The sequence below is a fragment of the Dietzia sp. MNB45 genome, from assembly GCF_051994785.1.
In the GTDB taxonomy this organism is placed as follows: Bacteria; Actinomycetota; Actinomycetes; order Mycobacteriales; family Mycobacteriaceae; genus Dietzia; species Dietzia kunjamensis.
In genome coordinates, this window is the sequence record NZ_CP163397.1 from 1,034,069 (window position 1) to 1,052,821 (window position 18,753).

Annotated in this window: 17 protein-coding genes; 11 read left to right on the forward strand and 6 right to left on the reverse strand. The window is 72.5% G+C overall.

What is annotated here, in order from left to right:
* Positions 1 to 16 precede the first annotated feature (16 nt).
* Positions 17 to 547 carry an aminoacyl-tRNA deacylase gene (locus tag AB5G72_RS04985; RefSeq protein WP_096905878.1) on the reverse strand — a complete coding sequence of 177 codons (531 nt, stop codon included), beginning with the start codon at positions 545 to 547 and terminating at the stop codon, positions 17 to 19.
* A gap of 106 nt (positions 548 to 653) precedes the next feature.
* Between AB5G72_RS04985 and AB5G72_RS04990 the strand changes: the two genes are divergently transcribed.
* Together AB5G72_RS04990 and AB5G72_RS04995 are read left to right on the forward strand one after the other, a co-directional pair.
* Positions 654 to 1,331 (forward strand): sigma-70 family RNA polymerase sigma factor, encoded by a 678-nt coding sequence (locus AB5G72_RS04990; RefSeq protein WP_067712319.1) that lies wholly within the window; start codon positions 654 to 656, stop codon positions 1,329 to 1,331.
* Positions 1,331 to 1,657: a zf-HC2 domain-containing protein gene (locus AB5G72_RS04995; RefSeq protein ID WP_067712322.1), complete on the forward strand. Its 327-nt coding sequence runs from the start codon at positions 1,331 to 1,333 to the stop codon at positions 1,655 to 1,657. The genes AB5G72_RS04990 and AB5G72_RS04995 overlap by 1 nt, the downstream gene beginning before the upstream one ends.
* A gap of 79 nt (positions 1,658 to 1,736) precedes the next feature.
* On the opposite strand, the gene AB5G72_RS05000 is transcribed toward AB5G72_RS04995, so the two are convergent.
* Positions 1,737 to 1,811, reverse strand: coding sequence for a 50S ribosomal protein bL37 (locus AB5G72_RS05000; protein ID WP_370452405.1), 75 nt, complete (start codon positions 1,809 to 1,811; stop codon positions 1,737 to 1,739).
* A gap of 104 nt (positions 1,812 to 1,915) precedes the next feature.
* On the opposite strand from AB5G72_RS05000, the gene AB5G72_RS05005 reads away from it, so the two are divergent.
* Positions 1,916 to 2,131 (forward strand): biotin/lipoyl-binding carrier protein, encoded by a 216-nt coding sequence (locus tag AB5G72_RS05005; RefSeq protein ID WP_067712324.1) that lies wholly within the window; start codon positions 1,916 to 1,918, stop codon positions 2,129 to 2,131.
* A 115-nt stretch (positions 2,132 to 2,246) separates the two neighbouring features.
* On the opposite strand, the gene AB5G72_RS05010 is transcribed toward AB5G72_RS05005, so the two are convergent.
* On the reverse strand, positions 2,247 to 2,495 hold the full coding sequence (locus AB5G72_RS05010; protein WP_067712327.1) for a WhiB family transcriptional regulator: 249 nt from the start codon (positions 2,493 to 2,495) through the stop codon (positions 2,247 to 2,249).
* A gap of 386 nt (positions 2,496 to 2,881) precedes the next feature.
* On the opposite strand from AB5G72_RS05010, the gene AB5G72_RS05015 reads away from it, so the two are divergent.
* Positions 2,882 to 3,310 (forward strand): hypothetical protein, encoded by a 429-nt coding sequence (locus AB5G72_RS05015; RefSeq protein ID WP_096905877.1) that lies wholly within the window; start codon positions 2,882 to 2,884, stop codon positions 3,308 to 3,310.
* 59 nt (positions 3,311 to 3,369) lie between these two features.
* Here AB5G72_RS05015 and AB5G72_RS05020 read toward each other — a convergent pair whose 3' ends face one another.
* Both AB5G72_RS05020 and AB5G72_RS05025 read right to left on the reverse strand, forming a co-directional pair.
* Complete coding sequence (locus tag AB5G72_RS05020; protein ID WP_440221125.1) at positions 3,370 to 4,614, reverse strand: Rv3212 family protein; 1,245 nt, start codon at positions 4,612 to 4,614, stop codon at positions 3,370 to 3,372.
* A gap of 80 nt (positions 4,615 to 4,694) precedes the next feature.
* On the reverse strand, positions 4,695 to 6,314 hold the full coding sequence (locus tag AB5G72_RS05025; RefSeq protein ID WP_440221467.1) for a DEAD/DEAH box helicase: 1,620 nt from the start codon (positions 6,312 to 6,314) through the stop codon (positions 4,695 to 4,697).
* A gap of 218 nt (positions 6,315 to 6,532) precedes the next feature.
* On the opposite strand from AB5G72_RS05025, the gene AB5G72_RS05030 reads away from it, so the two are divergent.
* Positions 6,533 to 6,760: a DUF3107 domain-containing protein gene (locus AB5G72_RS05030; protein WP_067712332.1), complete on the forward strand. Its 228-nt coding sequence runs from the start codon at positions 6,533 to 6,535 to the stop codon at positions 6,758 to 6,760.
* Between the two features lie 51 nt (positions 6,761 to 6,811).
* Here AB5G72_RS05030 and AB5G72_RS05035 read toward each other — a convergent pair whose 3' ends face one another.
* On the reverse strand, positions 6,812 to 7,477 hold the full coding sequence (locus AB5G72_RS05035; RefSeq protein WP_119191975.1) for a TetR/AcrR family transcriptional regulator: 666 nt from the start codon (positions 7,475 to 7,477) through the stop codon (positions 6,812 to 6,814).
* A gap of 151 nt (positions 7,478 to 7,628) precedes the next feature.
* On the opposite strand from AB5G72_RS05035, the gene AB5G72_RS05040 reads away from it, so the two are divergent.
* The 6 genes from AB5G72_RS05040 to AB5G72_RS05065 are packed head-to-tail and all read left to right on the forward strand — an operon-like array spanning position 7,629 to position 18,712.
* Positions 7,629 to 8,639: a DUF3152 domain-containing protein gene (locus AB5G72_RS05040; RefSeq protein WP_067712339.1), complete on the forward strand. Its 1,011-nt coding sequence runs from the start codon at positions 7,629 to 7,631 to the stop codon at positions 8,637 to 8,639.
* Complete coding sequence (locus AB5G72_RS05045) at positions 8,603 to 9,865, forward strand: ThiF family adenylyltransferase (protein WP_440221126.1); 1,263 nt, start codon at positions 8,603 to 8,605, stop codon at positions 9,863 to 9,865. Before AB5G72_RS05040 ends, AB5G72_RS05045 begins: the two co-directional genes overlap by 37 nt.
* 26 nt (positions 9,866 to 9,891) lie before the next feature.
* Positions 9,892 to 10,782: a TIGR02569 family protein gene (locus tag AB5G72_RS05050; RefSeq protein ID WP_167457919.1), complete on the forward strand. Its 891-nt coding sequence runs from the start codon at positions 9,892 to 9,894 to the stop codon at positions 10,780 to 10,782.
* Positions 10,779 to 12,071, forward strand: coding sequence for an MFS transporter (locus tag AB5G72_RS05055; protein ID WP_268091757.1), 1,293 nt, complete (start codon positions 10,779 to 10,781; stop codon positions 12,069 to 12,071). Before AB5G72_RS05050 ends, AB5G72_RS05055 begins: the two co-directional genes overlap by 4 nt.
* A 45-nt stretch (positions 12,072 to 12,116) precedes the next feature.
* Positions 12,117 to 15,380, forward strand: a complete 3,264-nt coding sequence (locus AB5G72_RS05060; RefSeq protein ID WP_440221127.1) for a PD-(D/E)XK nuclease family protein — start codon at positions 12,117 to 12,119, stop codon at positions 15,378 to 15,380.
* Positions 15,377 to 18,712: a UvrD-helicase domain-containing protein gene (locus tag AB5G72_RS05065; protein ID WP_440221128.1), complete on the forward strand. Its 3,336-nt coding sequence runs from the start codon at positions 15,377 to 15,379 to the stop codon at positions 18,710 to 18,712. Before AB5G72_RS05060 ends, AB5G72_RS05065 begins: the two co-directional genes overlap by 4 nt.
* The last annotated feature ends 41 nt before the right edge of the window (positions 18,713 to 18,753 follow it).

Sequence of the window (18,753 nt, forward strand, 5' to 3'; positions counted from 1 at the left end):
GCCGTGACCGGGGCGGTCAGCCGGCCGTGATCGGGGCGGTCACCGCCCGGGTGATCGCCACCAGATCCACGGGGGCGAGCTCGATCTCCCACCCGCGTCTGCCGGCGCTGCACAGGATCGTGGGATGGGCCAGGGCCGAGGCGTCCACCACAGTCGCCAGGGGGCGTCGCTGGCCGACGGGCGACACGCCCCCGACGACGTACCCGGTGCTCTTCTCCGCCACGTCGATCGGCGCCAGGGTGGCTTTGCCGCACCCCAGGGCGGCGGCCGCGGCCTTGAGGTCCAGCGAGGAGGTCACGGGCAGGACCGCCACCGCGAGCGGGACCCGTGACCCCTCGGGAGGTCTGCCGGTGGCCAGGACCAGTGTCTTGAACACCCTGTTCGCGGCCACCCCCAGTCGGTCGCCCATCACGCGGGCCGCCTCGTCGCCGTAGGCCGCGTCACCGGTCACCTCGTAGGTGTGCACGGTGTGGTCGATGTCGGCGTCGCGCAGCGCGACGATCGCCGGGGTCGCCGCGGCGCCGCCTCGTCCCTTCCTGCTGCCCACGGGACGGGAGCCTAGCGGGTGACGGGGTCCGGAATACCGCGACGGCCCACCGCGTTGATTCCCAGCAGGTACCCGGGGTAGGTCCCGGGTCGGAAGGGAGGGTGCGATGCGGACCGCGGTCCTCGACGCCCCGGGCGTGCGGTTAGACTCCGGGACACCGACAGGTGAGGAGTTCCGGTTGCCGACCGAGTTGCAGCCCGACGAGGCCGACCAGCGCGCAGAGAAGTTCGAGGAGCTGGCGATGCCTCTCCTCGACCAGCTCTACGGCGCGGCCTTGCGGATGACCCGGAATCCCGCCGATGCGGAGGACCTGGTGCAGGAGGCCTACGCCAAGGCCTTCGCGGGATTCCACTCGTTCAAGCCGGGGACCAACTTCCGCGCGTGGATGCATCGCATCCTCACCAACGCGTACATCAACCACTACCGCAAGCGTCAGCGCCAGCCCGCGCAGTACCCGACCGATGAGATCACAGACTGGCAGTTGGCCGCCGCGGCCGAGCACACCTCGACGGGCCTCCGCTCGGCGGAGGTCGAGGCGATGGAACTGCTGCCGGACGACGAGATCCGGGCGGCCCTCGCCGAGCTGCCGGAGGAGTTCCGGATGGCGGTGTACTACGCCGACGTCCAGGACCTGCCGTACAAGGAGATCGCGGAGATCATGGACACCCCGCTGGGGACCGTGATGTCGCGTCTACACCGCGGTCGCAAGCAGCTGCGCGAGCTGCTGCGCGACGTGGCCACCGAGCGGGGTTTCGGCCGCGACCGAGAGGAGGGGGCGAAGTGATGAGGGAGCACGACCCACGACTCGACGAGATCGACTGTCGGTCGGCGAAGCGCGACCTGTCCCTGCTGGTGGACCTCGAGTGCGACGACGCCTGCCGCTCTCGACTCGAACATCATCTCGCGGGGTGTCCGGACTGCCGGGAGTTGTTCCTCTCGGAGCGCCGCCTCAAGGCGAAGCTCTCCAGTTCGTGCTGCGAGAAGGCTCCGACGGGGCTGCGGGAACGCCTGATGGTGGAGATCCGACGCACGACGGTGACCACGACGGATGCGGACGGCACCACCGTGGTTCACAGACACACGACCGTCGAGAGACGCGACTTCGGCTGATCCGCGGTCGCGGTGACGGACGACGAGGGGGCGGGCACCGGTCAGGTGCCCGCCCCCTCGTCGTCCACGGCGTCCGTACTCAGCTGTTCGGACGCTTACCGTGGTTGGCGTTCTTCTTACGGCGATCCCGCCTCTTGCGGCCACGCTTGCTCATGGTCGCCTCCTTTCGTCGGTGTACAAGTCTTCCATGCGCGGGCCCGTGTGGTTGCATTGGAGGTGTCCGGGGGCCGTTGTCGAGGAAGCAGAGGAATAATCCATATGACTGAACAGGTCCGTGCCGAGATGGTCGCGAACGTCTTGGAGGTCGTCGCGGCGGTCGGCACCGAGGTCGCCGAGGGCGACACGATCGTTCTCCTGGAGTCGATGAAGATGGAGATCCCGGTGCTGTGTGAGGGCTCGGGAACCGTGACGGAGGTCGCGGTGAAGCCCGGCGACGTCATCCAGGCGGGCGATCTCATCGCCGTCATCGACTGACCGATCGGCCGCCACAACGGCGGGAGGCCGGTTCCCACCCTGATCGGGTTGGGAACCGGCCTCTCGTACGCTGGCCGTCCTGGGGTCGGGCGACGTACGCGTCAGACGGTCGGGGTCAGACCGTGGTCCGGGTGCGGGCGCGGCGACGCTTGAGGGCGCGACGCTCGTCCTCGCTCATGCCGCCCCACACGCCGGCGTCCTGGCCGGACTCGAGGGCCCAGGTCAGGCACTCGGCGGTGACGGGGCAGCGGTTGCAGACGATCTTCGCCTCGGCGATCTGCGCGAGGGCGGGGCCGGAATTGCCGACGGGGAAGAACAGCTCGGGATCCTCGTCGCGGCAGATGGCCTTGTGGCGCCAGTCCATGGGAACTCCTTCGTCGTGAGACCGAGGTCGGGTGCGCCGGGCAGCACGAAAACGCCGTTCAGGCGTGGACCTGTACGATCGACGTGAGAACGTTCGTGTTCGGTGACACCCGACGGGGTGGTGGGGGTTGTACCCGCTCCGCGGGCTCGCTCCTGCTGGAGTGGCTCCCGGTTAAGGCAAGGCAAACACGGTGTGTCTGCGCTGTTACAACTGATCGTCCCACGATTCCCTGACAAGTCAACCCTCTTGAATCTCGATGTGGTAAACGTCACGCGCTTTGTCAAATCGGCGCGAAAGCGCACACCAGAGGCTGTTATCGCCTAGGCGGAGCGCGCCCCACCAGGGGTGTGGGGCCCGGTGGATCCGGTGCCACATAGTCTTGAGAGGTGAACGTGAGACGACAGGACGAGCCCCGTGTTCCGGCCGACCCCCGGATCGCGATCCCCGGCCCGGTCCGCCTCGCCGGCTGGATCGCCTCTGCTCAGGGGCTCATCGGCGTGGGCATCGCGGTGGTCCTGTTGGTCCGTGCGATCGGCGGCCACCGCGAGGAGACCGTGGTCATCAGCGGGTACGGGACCGCCGTGTGGTTCGCGATCCTCGGGGGCGGGTTGTTGGCCGCCGGGCTGGGACTGCTGCGCGGTCGGCGGTGGGGCCGCGGTCTGGTGGTGATCGCCGAGCTGCTGCTGCTCTTCGTCGCGTGGTACGTGGGGGTGGGGTCGCACCAGTACCTGGCCGGGATCGCTCTGGCGGTGGTGTGTGCCTCCGCCCTGGTGGCGTTGTTCCGGCGCGACGCCGTGGAGTGGTACGCCGCCTGACCGACTGGTACGTCGCCTGACCGTCTGATACGCCGCCTGACCGGCCGTCCGCGGCCCGGTCAGGCCAGCAGCTTGTAGGCGTGGATCGAGCCGCCGCGGCGTTCGTAGAGGATGTCGCCGATCTGCGCCAGCCCGGTGACGCCCTCGCCCTCTGCGGAGGTGGCACCCAGGCGGAGCGTCTCGACGCCCGAGTCGTGGTCCAGGAGTCCGAATCCGCCGGCGACGGGCAGCAGCACCCAATCCCGCGCGGTGGTGACGTCGGGGTCGGGTGACCACCCGCCGGTCAGTCCCGGGCCGGTCGTCCCGCCGGCCGTCCAGGTGTGCTGGCCGGTATCGGTCCGGAAGGCGTGGGTGGAGCCGCCGTCGAACCACCGTGCCTGGGTGTCGTCGCCGGAGAGTGTGGTGGCGCCCGGTTTGGCCGCGGGTTCGGAGTCCAGTCGCAGGACGGGGGAGTACTGGCGCGGGGAGGTGAACCATTCGACGGCCCAGGCGCCGTCGCGGTCGGTCAGTGCGAGGACGCCCTCGTCGGTGACGTCGATGATCCACAGGCCCCGGGCGCCGGTGGTCTCCGAGGCGATCTCCTCGGGCTTGCGGCTGTCCTCGGGGACGGTCTCGGCGAGCGTGAGCCGTGTGGAGTCGTCGCCGGGGCAGCGTTCGGCGACGGCGAACCGGTCGTCGGTGAGGTCGGCCGTTCCGAGGGTGCAGTCGGCGCGTGGTTGCATGTCGGCTTCCTGGGGCGCCTCGACGGCGCCGTACTCGACGGTGCGGACGAGGTCGTCGCGCCAGATCTCGAGCCGCTCGGGGCTGGAGGCCAGCGCGTGCCGCCAGGTCGAGGTCAGTTCCATCGCGTCGGGGAAGGCGCTCTGCCGGGTGCTCGTGTACTGCTGCGTCGTCGGATCGAGGGCGGTGACGTCACTGCACCCGGCGGCCCCGTCGAACGCCGCGGCGAGGATGTCGGCATAGAACGTGGCCGCGCAGGGACGCCCGGCGTGCGAGTAGGTCCACCGCTGCTCGCCCGAGCCCGCGTCGCGGCCCACGAGGGTCCCGTCGTCGTCGAGAGTGACGAGGTTGCCCTTTGTGGTCAGTGGGGCGCCCGCGCCCCCCGATGCGTGGGACCACAGGGGCTGGAGGGAGGTAGGGCGCTCGACCGCGGGCCCGTAGACGGGCTGCTCGTCGTCGGCGGCGCCGAAGTCCGATCGGTTCGCGCTCCCCGACAGCAGGACGGCGGCGGCCACCACCGCCATGACGACGACGATGACGGCTGCGGTCGCCAGATCGCGGCGTGTCCCCCGTTCCGAGGGCACACCGGGGAACCGTCGGCCCGGGCCGCCGGTGGCGTGTCTGTCTGCGCGCACGTGCCGTATGTGGGGAGGTGGTGGCCCGGTCAGTCCTGACCGGCCTGGTCGGGCGACGACGACGAGGGGCGCCGACGGCGACGGCGGCGCCGCGGGGGTGCGTCGCCGGGGGTCGCCGAACCGTCTGCGCTGTCGGTCCCGGGAGCGGGGTCACCGGACGTGGCGGGCGTCGAGGCCTCGTCAGCGCCGGAGGCCCCGGTCCGGGTACGCCGCCGACGGGGTCCCGATCCGGTCCCGGACTCCCGGGCGGGCCCGCGGGAGTCGCGGTCGGCCGGGCGGCGGCCGGAGCCGGTCCCGGTGGGAGCGCCGACGCGTCCGCCGGCGCTCTCCGGGATCCCGAGGTCGGACCGCAGGTGCGGGGACGTCGAGTAGGTCTCGGCGGGCTCACCGGACCCGAGCCCGAGGGCCTTGTCGATCAGGCCCCACCGGGGCAGGTCGTCCCAGTCCACGAGGGTGACGGCCACACCCGTACGTCCGGCGCGGCCCGTGCGGCCGATCCGGTGCACGTAAGTCTTCTCGTCCTCGGGGCATTGGTAGTTGATGACGTGGGTGACGTCGTCGACGTCGATCCCGCGGGCCGCGACATCGGTGGCGACGAGGACGTCGACGTCACCGGTGCGGAACGCCTTGAGGGACTTCTCACGCGCCCCCTGGCCGAGGTCGCCGTGGATGGCGCCCACCCGGAAGCCGCGTTCCGCGAGATCGTCGGCCAACTTCTGGGCGGTGCGCTTGGTGCGGCAGAAGATCATGGTGGCGCCTCGGCCCTCGGCCTGGAGGATCCGCGAGACCACCTCGGGCTTGTCGAGCGAATGGGCCCGGTAGACGTACTGGGTGGTGTTCTCGTGCGTGGCGCCGGAGTCGGCGGCCTCGGCGCGGATGTGGGTGGGTTTGGTGAGGAAGGTGCGGGCCAGGGTGATGATCGGGCCCGGCATCGTGGCCGAGAACAGCATGGTCTGGCGCTTCTCCGGGACCATGCGCAGCAGCTTCTCGATGTCGGGCAGGAAGCCCAGGTCGAGCATCTCGTCGGCCTCGTCGAGGACGAGGGCCTCGACCTTGCCCAGCACGAGCTTCGACTGGTTCGCGAGGTCGAGCAGGCGGCCGGGGGTGCCGACGACCACGTCGACGCCCTTCTCCAGGGCCTCGGTCTGCTGCTCGTACGGCGTTCCGCCGTAGATCGCGAGGACCTTGAGCGGGCGGGTGCCGGACCCGGAGGCCGCCGGCGCGGTGAGGCCGGTCGCGGCGATCTTGAGGTCCTGGGTGACCTGGACGCACAGCTCGCGGGTGGGGACGATGATGAGCGCCCGCGGGGTGCCGTCGAGCGTCCTCGTCGCCTCGCCGGTGGCGATGCGGTGGAGGAGCGGGACGCCGAACCCGTAGGTTTTGCCCATGCCGGTCCGGGCCTGACCGATGAGGTCGGATCCGGCCAGTGCCAGCGGGAGGGTGAGTTCCTGGATGGCGAACGTGTGGGTGATCCCGCGCTCGGCGAGCGCGGTGACGATCTCCGGGCGGACGCCGAGCTCGGCGAAGCTGGGGGAGGAGTCGGAGGACGGGGCGTCGACGACGGCGGTCGTCGTGGCCATGCCGTCGACTTCTTCGGTGGTGACATCTGTGGTGGACAGGGCGGTGCCTTTCTCGTCTCGCGCGCGGATGGTTCGGGCCGCACAAGGTCCGGCCTCGCGAGCGGGGCGCGCGCACATTTCCACGGGACCTGTCACGCCCGGCGCCGGAGCGATCCGGACCCGGGGAGTGATCCACGTGCACACATCCTATCCCGTGCCGCCGCCTTTCGAGCGCGTCGGGCTAGCCTGGACCGCACGCACCGCCGATGACGGCGTGACATGCGCCTACGACGAGAAGGGCAGGCACCGTGGAGGTCAAGATCGGCATCGCCGACAGCAACCGTGAGCTCGTGTTCAAGACCGGGATGACGCCGGAGGACGTGTACAAGCGCGTCGAGGCGGCCCTGACCGCGGAGGCCAAGGCGGTACTCGAGCTCGAGGACGAGAAGGGGCGCCGTTACCTCGTGTCCACCGATCGGGTGGCGTACGTCGAGATCGGCGAGACCGCGCGCCGCGCGGTCGGGTTCCTCTCCTGAGGGAGTGAACCCCGGGCCGGGGGCCGCCCTCGCGGCCCCGACCCCCGGGGGTCAGGCCTGGTTGTCCGGGTCGGTCCGGTCCCCTCCGTGACGCGGGATCTTGGACAGGCCGCCCCAGCACAGCGTGACCGTCGTCGAGACGGCGTCCGCGCGGGGGATCGGTCGGCCGGCGTCGAGCCAGTGCCCGGCGCTGACCCGGCTGGCCCCGACCAGTCCGACGGCCAGCAGTCGCGAGCGGTGGGCGTCGAGCCCGGAGTCCCCGCGGACGAGGTCGTGGACCGCGTCGATGCACCCGTCGGTGGCCCTGTCGAGTTCCCGCCGGACGTCCTCGTCACCGGACTCGGAGTAGAAGACCAACCGGAACCCGCGGGTGTCGGCGTCGGCGTACGCGAAGAACGTGTCGACGGCCGCCTCGACCCTGCGCCGGTTGTCGGAGGTCGAGTCCAGCGCGGCACGGATGCGTCCGAGCAGTTCGTCGACATGGTGGCGCAGCACCTCGATGTACAGGTCACGTTTGGAATCGAAGTGCTGGTAGAGCACCGGCTTGGAGACGCCGGCCAGGACGGCGATGTCATCCATCCCGGAGGCGTGGAAGCCCTGGTCGACGAACACGGTCCCGGCGGCGTCGATCAGCTGGCTGCGCCGGGCCCCGCGGGGGAGCCGGGCCGCTCGGGTGCGGCCCGGTGCGGCCGGGAAGGGTCCGTCCGGGCTCGTCATCTGCTGGCTCCTTCTCCGCCCGGGCGGGAGTCGACATGCGTCCGGGCCAGACGGACAATACCCGCAGCCGCGGAGTGCGGGAGGAGGCGCCTCACCCCTCATGTGGGATCGTGTAGGCCTTGACTTCAGGAGTGGACGTGGAGGTGTACGGATGAGCGACGGCCGTCGCCGGACGCCGGGCGGTGCGGACGCCGAGGGTCGTCAGCGACCCCCGTACTACCCTCCGCACGGCGAGCCGCTGCGCGCGCCGTGGGACCCGCAGGAGTCGACCCCGGGGCGCCGCCGGTCGGTGCCCGGATCCCGGGACCACCTGCGTCGGCAGACCCCGGTCGGCAGGTTCTTGGCTACCTGGGGCTGGCGCGCGTACGCGATCCCGGTGCTCGTGGTGCTCACCGCCCTGGTGATCGGGGACGCCATCGTCTCGCCGGGCGCGTCCGACGAGGACCGGGTGGTCCGGGCGGAAGAGACCCCGGCCGTGGTCGGGGTACCCGCGGCGGGTGAGGTCCCGCCCAGTGGTGAGTTGCCGGAGGGCGGCTCCTTCATCGGGGCCGCGAGCGGGGAGTTCAGGATCGTGCCCGGCGGCACCGATCCGGTGGGACGCCCGACGGCCGAGCAGTTCAGCTACACGGTCGAGGTCGAGGACGGGATCGACACCGTCGACTTCGGCGGGGACGACTCGGTCGCCAGGATGGTCGACGCGACCCTGGCCAACCCCAAGAGCTGGACGGCCGACGGCGCAGTCGCGTTCCGGCGGATCGCCGGTGACGAGCCCGCGTTCCGGGTCTCGCTGGCGAGCCCCATGACGGTCCGCGAGAACTGCGGGTACGACATCGAACTCGAGGCGAGTTGCTACAACTCGGCCACGGGTCGCGTCTACCTCAACCTCGCGCGCTGGGTGCGGGGAGCGAGGTCGTTCCAGGGCGACATCGGGTCCTACCGGCAATACCTGGTCAACCACGAGGTCGGCCACGCGATCGGCTACCCGGCCCACGAGCCGTGCCCCGCGGACGGCGCCCTGGCGCCGATCATGATGCAGCAGACGTTCGGCGTGAACAACGGCGACATCCACCAGTTGGATCCCGAGGGCGTGGTCCCGGACAACGACGACACGTGTCGATACAACGCGTGGCCGTTCCCCGACGGACCCCCGGTGGCGGGATGACCGCCGCGGGCGGACCGGGGGACCGCGGCCTTCCCCCGCTGGTGGACCCGGTACCGGAGCTGACGAGGGACGAGCGGGAACGGTACTCGCGGCACCTGTTGCTCGGCGCGATCGGCGACGAGGGGCAGCGTCGCCTGCGCGCCGCGTCGGTGTTCGTCGTGGGTGCCGGCGGCCTGGGTGCCCCGGTGCTCATGTACCTCGCCGCGGCGGGTGTCGGGCGGATCACGGTCGTCGACGACGACGAGGTGGACCTCGGCAACCTGCACCGGCAGGTGATCCACTCCGTCGGGGCCGTGGGCCGACCCAAGGTGGACTCGGCGAGGGACCGCCTGGCCGAGTTGGCGCCCGGGGTCCGGGTCGACGCGATCCACGCCCGACTCGACGCCCTGAACATCGAGTCGCTTCTCGAGGGCCATGATCTGGTGATCGACGGCAGCGACAACTTCGCGACCAGGTACCTGGTCTCCGACGCCTGCGAGATCGCGGGGATCCCGCTCATCTGGGGGACCATCGACCGCTTCCGGGCGCAACTCGCCGTGTTCTGGTCGCGCCCACCGGCGCCCGCCGACCCGGTGACCCTGCGGGACCTCTACCCGTCCCCACCGCCTCCCGGGTCGGTGCCCAGCTGTGCCGAGGCCGGGGTCGTGGGTGCGTTGTGTGGCACGGTCGGGTCGATGATGGCAATGGAGGCGGTCAAGCTCGTCACGGGAGCGGGCCGGCCCCTACTCGGACGCCTGGTCCTGATGGATCTGCTCGAGTCGACCCACCGGGCGGTGACGATCCGACCGGACCCGTCGAGGGAGCCGGTCACCCGACTGCCCGACGGGGCCGACGACGTCTCCTGCGAGATGCCGGCGGCCGGGCCGGCGGCCGGGCCGGTCGTCACCGCCGCCGAGCTCGCGGAGGAGTTGACGCAGGCGGGGTCCCCCGGCGCTGCCGCCCCGGTCCTCGTGGACGTCCGCGGGGCGGGTGAGCGGTCCATCGCCCGGATCGAGCCGTCGGTGTGGGTGCCCCTGGACTCGGTCGCCGAGGACGCCGCGGACCCCACCGGTGTCCTCGGTCGCGCCGCCGCCCGGGGGCGCCTGGTCCTCTACTGCAAGTCCGGTGTGCGCTCCGCGCGCGCCGCCACGACCCTGTCCGGGGCCGGATTCACCGGCGTCCGGTCGTTGGCGGGCGGAATCGACGCGTGGACACGCGACGTCGACCCGTCCCTGCCCGGGTATTGACCGAGGAGGTGGGTAGCGTGGGCGGCGTGAACGATGCGAGGGTCCCCGAGCACGTCCGTGGCGCGTTCGGCGTGACGGACGGCCCGGCCGTCCCCGTGGTCGCCGGCTCCGGGACCGGCTGGCTGGTGTCCACCTCCGGTGCCGCCGTCGTGCTCCGCCCCGTCGCGGACACGGCGCTGGCGAACTGGTCCGCCCGGGTCCGGGAGGAACTGGACGTGACGGGGCTACGGGTGGCCCTCCCCGTCCGCTCGACCGATGGACGCCACGTCGTGTCCGGCTGGCGCGCCGACCGGGTGGTGTCCGGTCGCCCCGAGGCGCGCGCCGACGAGACCATCGCGTGGTCCGCGCGGATCAACGCGGCGCTCGCCGACGTGGAGCCCCCGCGGCCCGCCACCCGCCCGGCGAGGCGGCCGTGGGCCGAGACCGACCTGTTCGCGTTCGCCGAGGCGGCCGCCTGGGACGGTGACCCCGAGCACGACCTGGCGCCCGGGATGGAGGACCGCGGTACGCCCTTCGCGACCCACCGTGCGGCCGCTCTGCTCGGTGCGACGGGCCTCATCCGGCACCGCAGGCCGGTCGGGATCCCCGTGACCGGCGTCGTCCACGGGGATCTCGCCCGGGGTCTGCTCTTCGACTCGTCCGCCGAACCCGCACTGACCGACGTCGTGCCCTATGCCCGGCCGACCTCGTGGTCGGCCGCGGTCGTCGCCGTCGACCACCTGTCGTGGGGGACGGCCGACATCGGGGTCCTCGGCAGATGGCGCCATCTCGAGCAGTGGCCCCAGATGGTGTTGCGCGCTGCCGTGTTCCGGTTGGCGGTACACGCGCTGCACCCCGGTTCGCGGCCGCACGCGATGGACGGGTTGCAGTCCATGGCCCGCGAGGTCGGCGAGTTCGTGGGGGACACGTCGGCATGACCCCCCGTTCCCCGCGGGCATCGTCCCGCCAGGGTGCCCTCGCGTTTCCGCTCGTGGCCCTCGTCGGCGTCGTCCTCGTCTCGCTGAACCTCCGGACCGCCGTCACCTCCCTCAGCCCGCTGCTCGGGGTGATCGACGCCGAGATCGGCCTCGGCGCCGCCGGGATGGGGCTGCTCGGGATGGTCCCGACCGCCATGTTCGCCGTCTGGGGTGTGCTCACCCCGATCGTCCTACGCCGGGTGGGTCTGGAGATGCTCACGGTCCTGGCGATGGTCGCGGCGGCCGTCGGGCAGCTCATCCGGGCCGCCGCCCACGACCCCTGGGTGATGGGCGCGGGATCACTCATCGCGCTGGCGGGGATGGGGATCGGCAACGTCGTCGCCCCGCCCCTGGTCAAGAAGTACTTCCCCCGGCACGTGGCCGCGGTCAGCATGGCCTACATCACCGGTCTGCAGCTGGGCACCGTCGTCCCGGCGCTGGTGGCGGTGCCGGTCGAGGAGGCCGCCGGGTGGCGGGTCTCCATCGGGTGGTGGGCGGTCCTCGCCGTCGTCGCCGCGATCCCCTGGATCGTCGAGGTCGTGCGGCCGGGCGTCCCCACCGACTCCCCTCGTGCCACCGGGTCCCCCCGCCCCGCAGACGGCTCCACCGGCAGCGCCCCCACCAGCGCCCCCACCGGCGCCCCCGGCGGCTCCGCCGCGACCCCCACCCGGCGCATCCGCCCGTGGCGTTCGCCCGTCGGCGTGGCGCTGGCCCTGTTCTTCGGAACCAACTCCTTGTGCACGTACGCGTTCTTCACCTGGCTCCCGGCCGTGGCCGAATCGATCGGGATGACGCGCGCGGAGGGCGGGTTGGCGTTGGCGGTGTACTCGGCGATCGGCCTCGTCGCGGCGTTGGTGGTGCCGTGGGCGGCGGGCCGCTTCGAGGACCCGTACGCCGTCGTCGTCGTCTCCGTCGTGTCCTACCTGGCCGGGTTCGCCGGCCTGCTCTGGGCTCCCGGCGCGGCGTGGGTGTGGATCTGCCTGCTCGGCGTGGGACCCAGCACGTTCCCGCTCTGCCTCACGCTGATCAACCTCCGCACGCGCACCCAGGCCGGCTCCGCCGCGCTCTCCGGGTTCTCCCAGGGCGTGGGGTACACGGCCGCGTCCCTCGGGCCGCTCGTGTTCGGCATGCTGTTCGACGGCCCCGGGCTCGGGGCGGGCCTGGCGTTCCTCACGGTGGTGTTGGCGATCATGACGGTCGTCTCGCGGACCGCGTGCCGCCCGAACATGCTCGAGGACACCCTGCGCTGACCCTCGCGGCGGGGCGATGTCGTAGGCGTGTGGTCTCATCGAGCCGTGACAGAGCCCGTCGACACCCCGACCGCCAGCCGCGCCGCCCGCGCCGACCGCGCGGTCGGCCGTCCCGGGACATCCTGGCCGGCGGATTTCGACGACCTCCTCGGTCGTGACTGGTCGGGCACCCGGACCGGTCGGCAGGATCGGTGGGTGGTCCGCGGGGGCCCGGGTAGCGGGAAGACCTCGCTGATCGTCGACGTGGTGCGTTCGGCGGTGGCCGGCGGGGTGGGCATGGACGGCGTCCTGGTCCTCACGGGTTCGGCGACGGCGGCGGCCGCCCTGCTCGAACAGTCCACTCGCGGCCTGCCTCCGGAGCTCGTGGTGGGCACCGATGCGCCGGTCCGTACCGTCCACTCCCTGGCCCACGCGGTCGTTCGGTTGGCGGCCGCGCGGGCCGACGCACCGCCCCCGCGGTTGCGCACCGGGGCCGAGCACGACGCGGTGGTGCGGGAGACCCTGTCGGGCGAACTGGCGGACGGGGCGCCGCACTGGCCGGAGCAGATGCGTCCGGCCCTGGCCACGGTCGGGTTCGCTCGCGAACTGCGCGACCTGCTCCTGCGCTCGCTGGAGAGGGGCATCGGACCACGCGAACTCGCCCGGTTGGGACGGACCGCGGGTCGGCCCGCGTGGGTCGCCGCCGCCGGGTTCTTCCGCCGCCACGAGGAGCAGATGGCATTGCGCTCCGGTGTGCGTTCCGGGCAGTCCGACATTCCGGAGGCGCTCAACGCCGCGGAACTGGTGGGGGCCGCCCTCGACGCGCTCACCGCCGATCCCGATCTCCGTGAGATCTTCCGGTCACGCCGGCTCGTCGCGGTGGACGACGCGCAACACCTCGATCCGCTCGCCGCCGAGTTCGTCGCGACGGTCGGTGGCGGCGCGGATGTGCTGCTGGTGGTCGAGGACGGCGACCAGTCGGTGTTCCGGTTCCGCGGGGCGGACGGCGGGCTCGCGCGGGCCGTGGTGGACCAGGGCGGCCGCGCCGTCGACCTCCACGCCGGACACCGCATGTCGCCGGCGATCACGGTGGTCGCGGCGCGTGTCGCGTCGCGGCTCCCCGGGGCCGCGCGCCACCGCCCCCGCGAATCGACCGGTGGTGCCGAGGGCTCGGTGGGGGTGACCGTCGCGGGCTCGGCCGCCGCGGAGGCGGCCGTCATCGCGGATTTCCTCCGCCGCCGCCACGTCCTGGACGGTATCGACTACGGGGAGATGGCCGTGGTGAGCCGCTCCCTGCCGCGGGTGGCGGATGCGGTCCTGGCAGCCCTCGACGCCGCGGACGTCCCCGTCGTCGACGCGGGTGCGGAGATCCCGCCGGCTCACGATCCCGTGGCGTCCGGGCTGCTTCTCCTGGTGCGCTCCGCGGTGGAGGGCGAGACCGGGACCGACGCCGAGCGGACCCTGGCCATGCTCTCGGGCCCGATCGGTCGCGCCGACGCGGTCGCGATGCGTCGTCTCCGGCGCGGCCTGCGGCGCTCCGGGATAGGCGGCACCGAACCGAGCGCGGACACGCTGCGTCGTCTGGTCCTCGCGGCGGAGGACCAGATCCCGCCGGGCCTCACCACCGTGGAGCTCGCGCCGGTGACGAGGATCCGACGGGCCCGGGCGGCTGTCCTTGCGGAGCTCGAGGCGGGCGGGACCGCGGAGGAGGCACTCTGGGCGGCGTGGTCGGCGTCCCGGCTGGAGCGACGGCTCGTCCGTCAGGCGGTGGCCGCCGACCCGTGGTCCCGGTCAGCGGACCGCTCGCTCGACGCGGTCGTGTCGCTGTTCGACCACGCCGCCGACTTCGTCGACCGGGTGCCCGGCGGATCCGTGGCGCTCTTCTGCGACATCGTCTCCGGCGAGGACCTGCCCGCGCCCGGTCGTGCGGACACCAGGGCCCGCGGAGGGGCGGTCAGCGTGCTGTCTGCGCACGCCGCGGTGGGCAGACAGTGGCGGGCCGTGGCCGTGTGCGGCGTGCAGGACGGGGTGTGGCCCGCGCCCCGCCGACGGTCCGGGCTGCTCGGGGTCGACGAACTGGTGGATCTGACCGAGATCGCCGGCGACGGTCCCGTGCCGTCCGAGGCCGAGCGGGCCGTGTCCTCCGCCGCCGCCCGCTCGGCCGAGGAACGGCGCCTGTTCTACGTCGCCTGTTCCCGCGCGAGCGATCATCTCCTGGTGACCGCGGTCGAGTCACCGGAGCAGGGGGATGTCGCCCCGTCCCGGTTCATCGACGAGATCTCCGACCTGGCCACCGTGGCCCCCACCACAGCCCCGACCGGGCAGGTGGCGGGCCTGCCCCCGCACGCGCCCACCGTGTTCACCCTGCCGCACCTGGCCGTCGATCTGCGGGCAGCTCTGCACGACCCGGCGACCGACCCGGAAGACGCCCGTCACGCGGCCGGGCTCCTCGCCGGCCTCCGCGACGCCGGGGTGGGGGTCGCCGATCCGCGGACCTGGTTCGGCGCCGCCGAGCCGTCCACGGCCGAGCCGGTGGTCACCGCGACGCCCGGAGTGCCCCTCGCGGTCCTCTCGCCGTCCGGTTTCGGCGCCCTGGAGGAGTGCCCCCTCCGGTGGTTTCTCCAGAAGGTGCGTGGCGACTCGTCGGACGCCGGATCGGCGGCGCCGCTCATCCGGGGCTCGGCGGTCCACGCGCTGACACAGGCGGTGGAGGGAGGGATCTCCGAGGACGCGGTACGCGCGGCCGTCCTGCGCCGAGCCGAGGCGCTCACGATGGCCCGCGGGTGGTTCGCCGAGCGGGGAGCGGAATCGATGGTCGAGATGGCCGAGACGTTCCGACTGTGGCGCTCCTCGACCCGCGACGAGTACACCACGGCCGGGGTCGAGGAGCCGTTCGAGTTCGAGGTCGAGGGCCCCGTGCGCGTCCGGGGTCGGATCGACCGGCTCGAGGCGACCACGGCGGGGCAGGTGATCCCGGTCGACGTGAAGACCGGCGGTGCCGTGGCGAGCCAGGCCGATGCAGCGGTCCACCCGCAACTCGCCCTCTACCAACTCGCCCTGGCCAACGGGGCGGTCGACTCCGCCGCGGGGCGGGAACCGGGCGGAGGCCTCCTGCTCTATCTGGCGGGTCGGGAGGGTCGCATGCCGTCCGAACGGACCCAGGACCCGCTCGGTGCCGAGGCGGCCGAGGCGCTCACCCGGCGGGTGACGGAGGCGGGCCGCGCGACCGTCGGGCCGTCCTACTCGGCGAGAGCGGGCCGCTGGTGCGACCACTGCGACGTCAGATCCAGCTGCCCCGCGCAGCCCGAGGGAGAACAGGTGATCGGATGACCGCGACGATCGAGCCCGATGCCATCGCCGACGCGCTCGGGGTCCACCGGCCGACCCGCGAGCAGGCCGAGGTGATCGCGGGTCCGGCGGAACCGACGCTGGTCCTGGCGGGAGCGGGTGCCGGAAAGACCGAGACGATGGCCGCCCGCGTGGTGTGGCTGGTGGCCAACGGGTACGCACGACCGGGGGAGATCCTCGGCCTGACCTTCACCCGTAAGGCCGCGCAGCAGTTGTCCCGCCGGATCCGCCGGCGACTCGACGCGCTCGCACGCAGTCCTCTGTGCACGGGCCCGGGAGCCGCCCCCGGGGTCGCCGAGGCGATCCGCACCGAGGATCCACAGATCTCGACCTACCACGCGTTCGCCGGGACACTGCTCGGGACGTACGGACTCCTCGTCCCCGTCGAACCGGACTCGCGGCTGCTCACCCCCACCGCCGCCTTCCAGCTCGCGCACGACGTGGTGTCGAGGTGGGAGAGCCCCCTGACGACCGGATCGAACCCCGGCAAGGTGACACGGGATGTCCTGGCGTTGGCGGGCCAATTGTCCGACCACCTCGTCACCACAGACGATCTGCGCACACACCCGGACCTGGTGACCACTCTCATCGCAACCCTGCCCCCCGGCCCGCGGCAACGCCAGACCCCCACGCTGTGGCTCCAGGAGACGGCCGACGTGCAGGGGCATCGCGACGAACTCGCGGACCTGGTGGACGCGGTCGCGGAACGCATGCGCGCCGAGTCGGCTCTCGACCACGGTTCGCAGATGGCCCTGTCGGCCACGGTCGCCCGCGACCACACCCAGGTCGGACAGGTCGAGCGCCGGGCGTTCCGGGTGGTCCTGCTGGACGAGTACCAGGACACCGGGCACTCGCAGCGCGTGCTGCTCGCGTCCCTGTTCGGAGGCGGGGCGGGGCCGGTGCCGGCGGTCACCGCAGTCGGGGACCCCATGCAGTCCATCTACGGTTGGCGCGGGGCCTCGGCCTCGAACCTCGACCGGTTCCGTGAGGACTTCCCCCTGGCCGGCGGTCAGCGCTCGCACCTCCGCGAACTCACCACCTCGTGGCGAAACCCCCCGGAAGTACTCACACTGGCCAACAGGATCACCGAGCCGCTGCGGGGCCGACCGGGGTCGATCCCCGTCCCCGAGCTGCGAGCCCGGCCCGGTGCCGAGCCTGCCGACCTCAAGGTCGCGGTCCTGGACACCGCGGCGGACGAACGGGAATGGCTGGCGGACGCGATTGCCGAGCGATACCGTGCGGCCGCCCGGGACGGGCACACACCGACCGCCGCGGTTCTGGTCAGGCGCAACGGGGACTCGGCGGCGATCGCCGACGCACTCGAAGCGCGCGGCCTGGCCGTCGAGGTCGTGGGCGTGGGAGGACTGCTCGACGTCCCCGAGGTCGCAGATGTGGTCTCACTGCTCACGGTGATCGCACGCCCGGGGGCCGGAGCCGCGCTGTTACGCCTGCTCACCGGCTCACGTTTCGCACTGGGAGCCGCCGACCTCGCCGCGCTCGCCCGGCGTGCCTCCCGCCTGTCGCTCCGTCGGACAGCGACCCCGAGCGGGGCGGTGACCGAACTCGATCAGTTGGAGGACATCCTCGACGCGATCGCCAGGGGAGAGGAGACCGACTCGGCCGGGCTGGCCGACGCCCTCGCGGACCCGGGTCCGGCGCGCGACTACAGCCCCGCCGGCACGGCGCGCATCGGCGAACTGGCGGGGATCATCTCGGGTCTGCGCGCCCGCTCCTCCGCACCCCCCGCCCGCCTGGTCGCTGCCGCCGAGCAGGCGCTGGGACTCGACGCGGAGGTGCGTCTCCGCCAACGCGCCGGGGCCGGGGAGGCTCGCGAACAACTCGACGCGCTGCAGGAGGTGGCGGCGGGATTCCGACCGGACCGGGGAACGGGGTTGGATGCGTTCCTGGCCTACCTCGACCTCGCGCGCACGGTCGACAGCGGACTGGCGCGCGGTGAGGTCGCCGCGACCCCGGGGCGGGTGCAGATCCTCACCGTCCACTCCGCCAAGGGGCTCGAGTGGGAGATCGTGGCCGTTCCGCACCTGGTACACGGGGTGTTCCCCTCCGACCAGGCACCCGAGACGTCGGTACGCACGGCGACCCAGTTGCCCGAGCAGTTGCGGGGGGACCGCGAGTCAGAGGACAACCCGGGCGGCGTCCCGGTGCCCCGGCTCGACGACGTGACCGACCGGAAACTCCTCCAGAACGCGCTGGAAAGCCACATCAAGCGGGTCAAGCGACGCTCCCTGGACGAGGACCGTAGGTTGTTCTACGTGGCGGTGACACGAGCGGAGCGGACGCTGCTGCTCTCCGGGTCGCACTGGATCGGAGCGACCGCGAAACCCAAGGGGCCCTCCGAATTCCTCGACGAGGTCGTCGAGGCGTGCGGGGGAGACGACCCACTAGGCGAGATCGACCACCTCGTCGTCACACCCTCGCCGATCAATCCCGCCACGGCGACTGTCGTGGAGGCCACGTGGCCGCGACCGGCCGCGCCGGACCGCGTCACCGTGGCCCGTGCGGTCGAAGCGGCCGCGCCCGTGGACCCGGAAAACGAGGACCCACCGGAAGCGGGACCGGCACGTCGCTGGCACCTGGCCGCGGCACCGTTGCTCGCCGACGCGCGGCGGGCGGCCGAACAGCGGGACGAGGTGGTGTTGCCCCGTCGGCTCACCGCGGGCCAGATCGTCGCCCTGGCGTCGGATCCCCAGGAGTTCGCGGACCGCCTGCGCAGGCCGGTCCCTTTCCGCCCCGACCGCTTCGCGCGGCGCGGCACCCGGTTCCACCTCTGGCTGGAGCACCGCTTCGGTGCCACCCACCTGTTGGACATCGACGACCTGCCCGGCGCCGGCGACCAGGGTGCTGTCGACGGGCTGTCCGAGGCGGACCTGACCGCACTGCAGGAGGCGTTCGAGTCGTCCCCGTGGGCACGGATGACTCCCGATGCGGTCGAGGTGCCCTTCGAGGTAGGACTCGGCGACCACCTGCTGCGCGGCAGGATGGATGCCGTGTTCGGGGCCGCCGGGGACGGCGACGGGTGGATCATCGTGGACTGGAAGACCGGACGCGTGCCTGCCGAACGCGACATGCCCGCTGTGGCCCTGCAGTTGGCGGTCTACCGCTACGCCTGGGCGAAGATCGCCACCGCCCGCCTGGGACGACCCGTGGAGCTCGAGAGTGTGCGCGCCGCGTTCCACTATGTGCGATCCGGGCGAACGATCGAACCAGCCGACCTGCCGGACGCCGACGAACTGCTCCGTATCCTCTCGGAGGGCCCCGGGCGGGGTCGGTTGTTGTCCCGGGGCGTGCGATAGGCGACTATTCATCTCGAAGATGGCAGGGTCCCCCGAGGGAC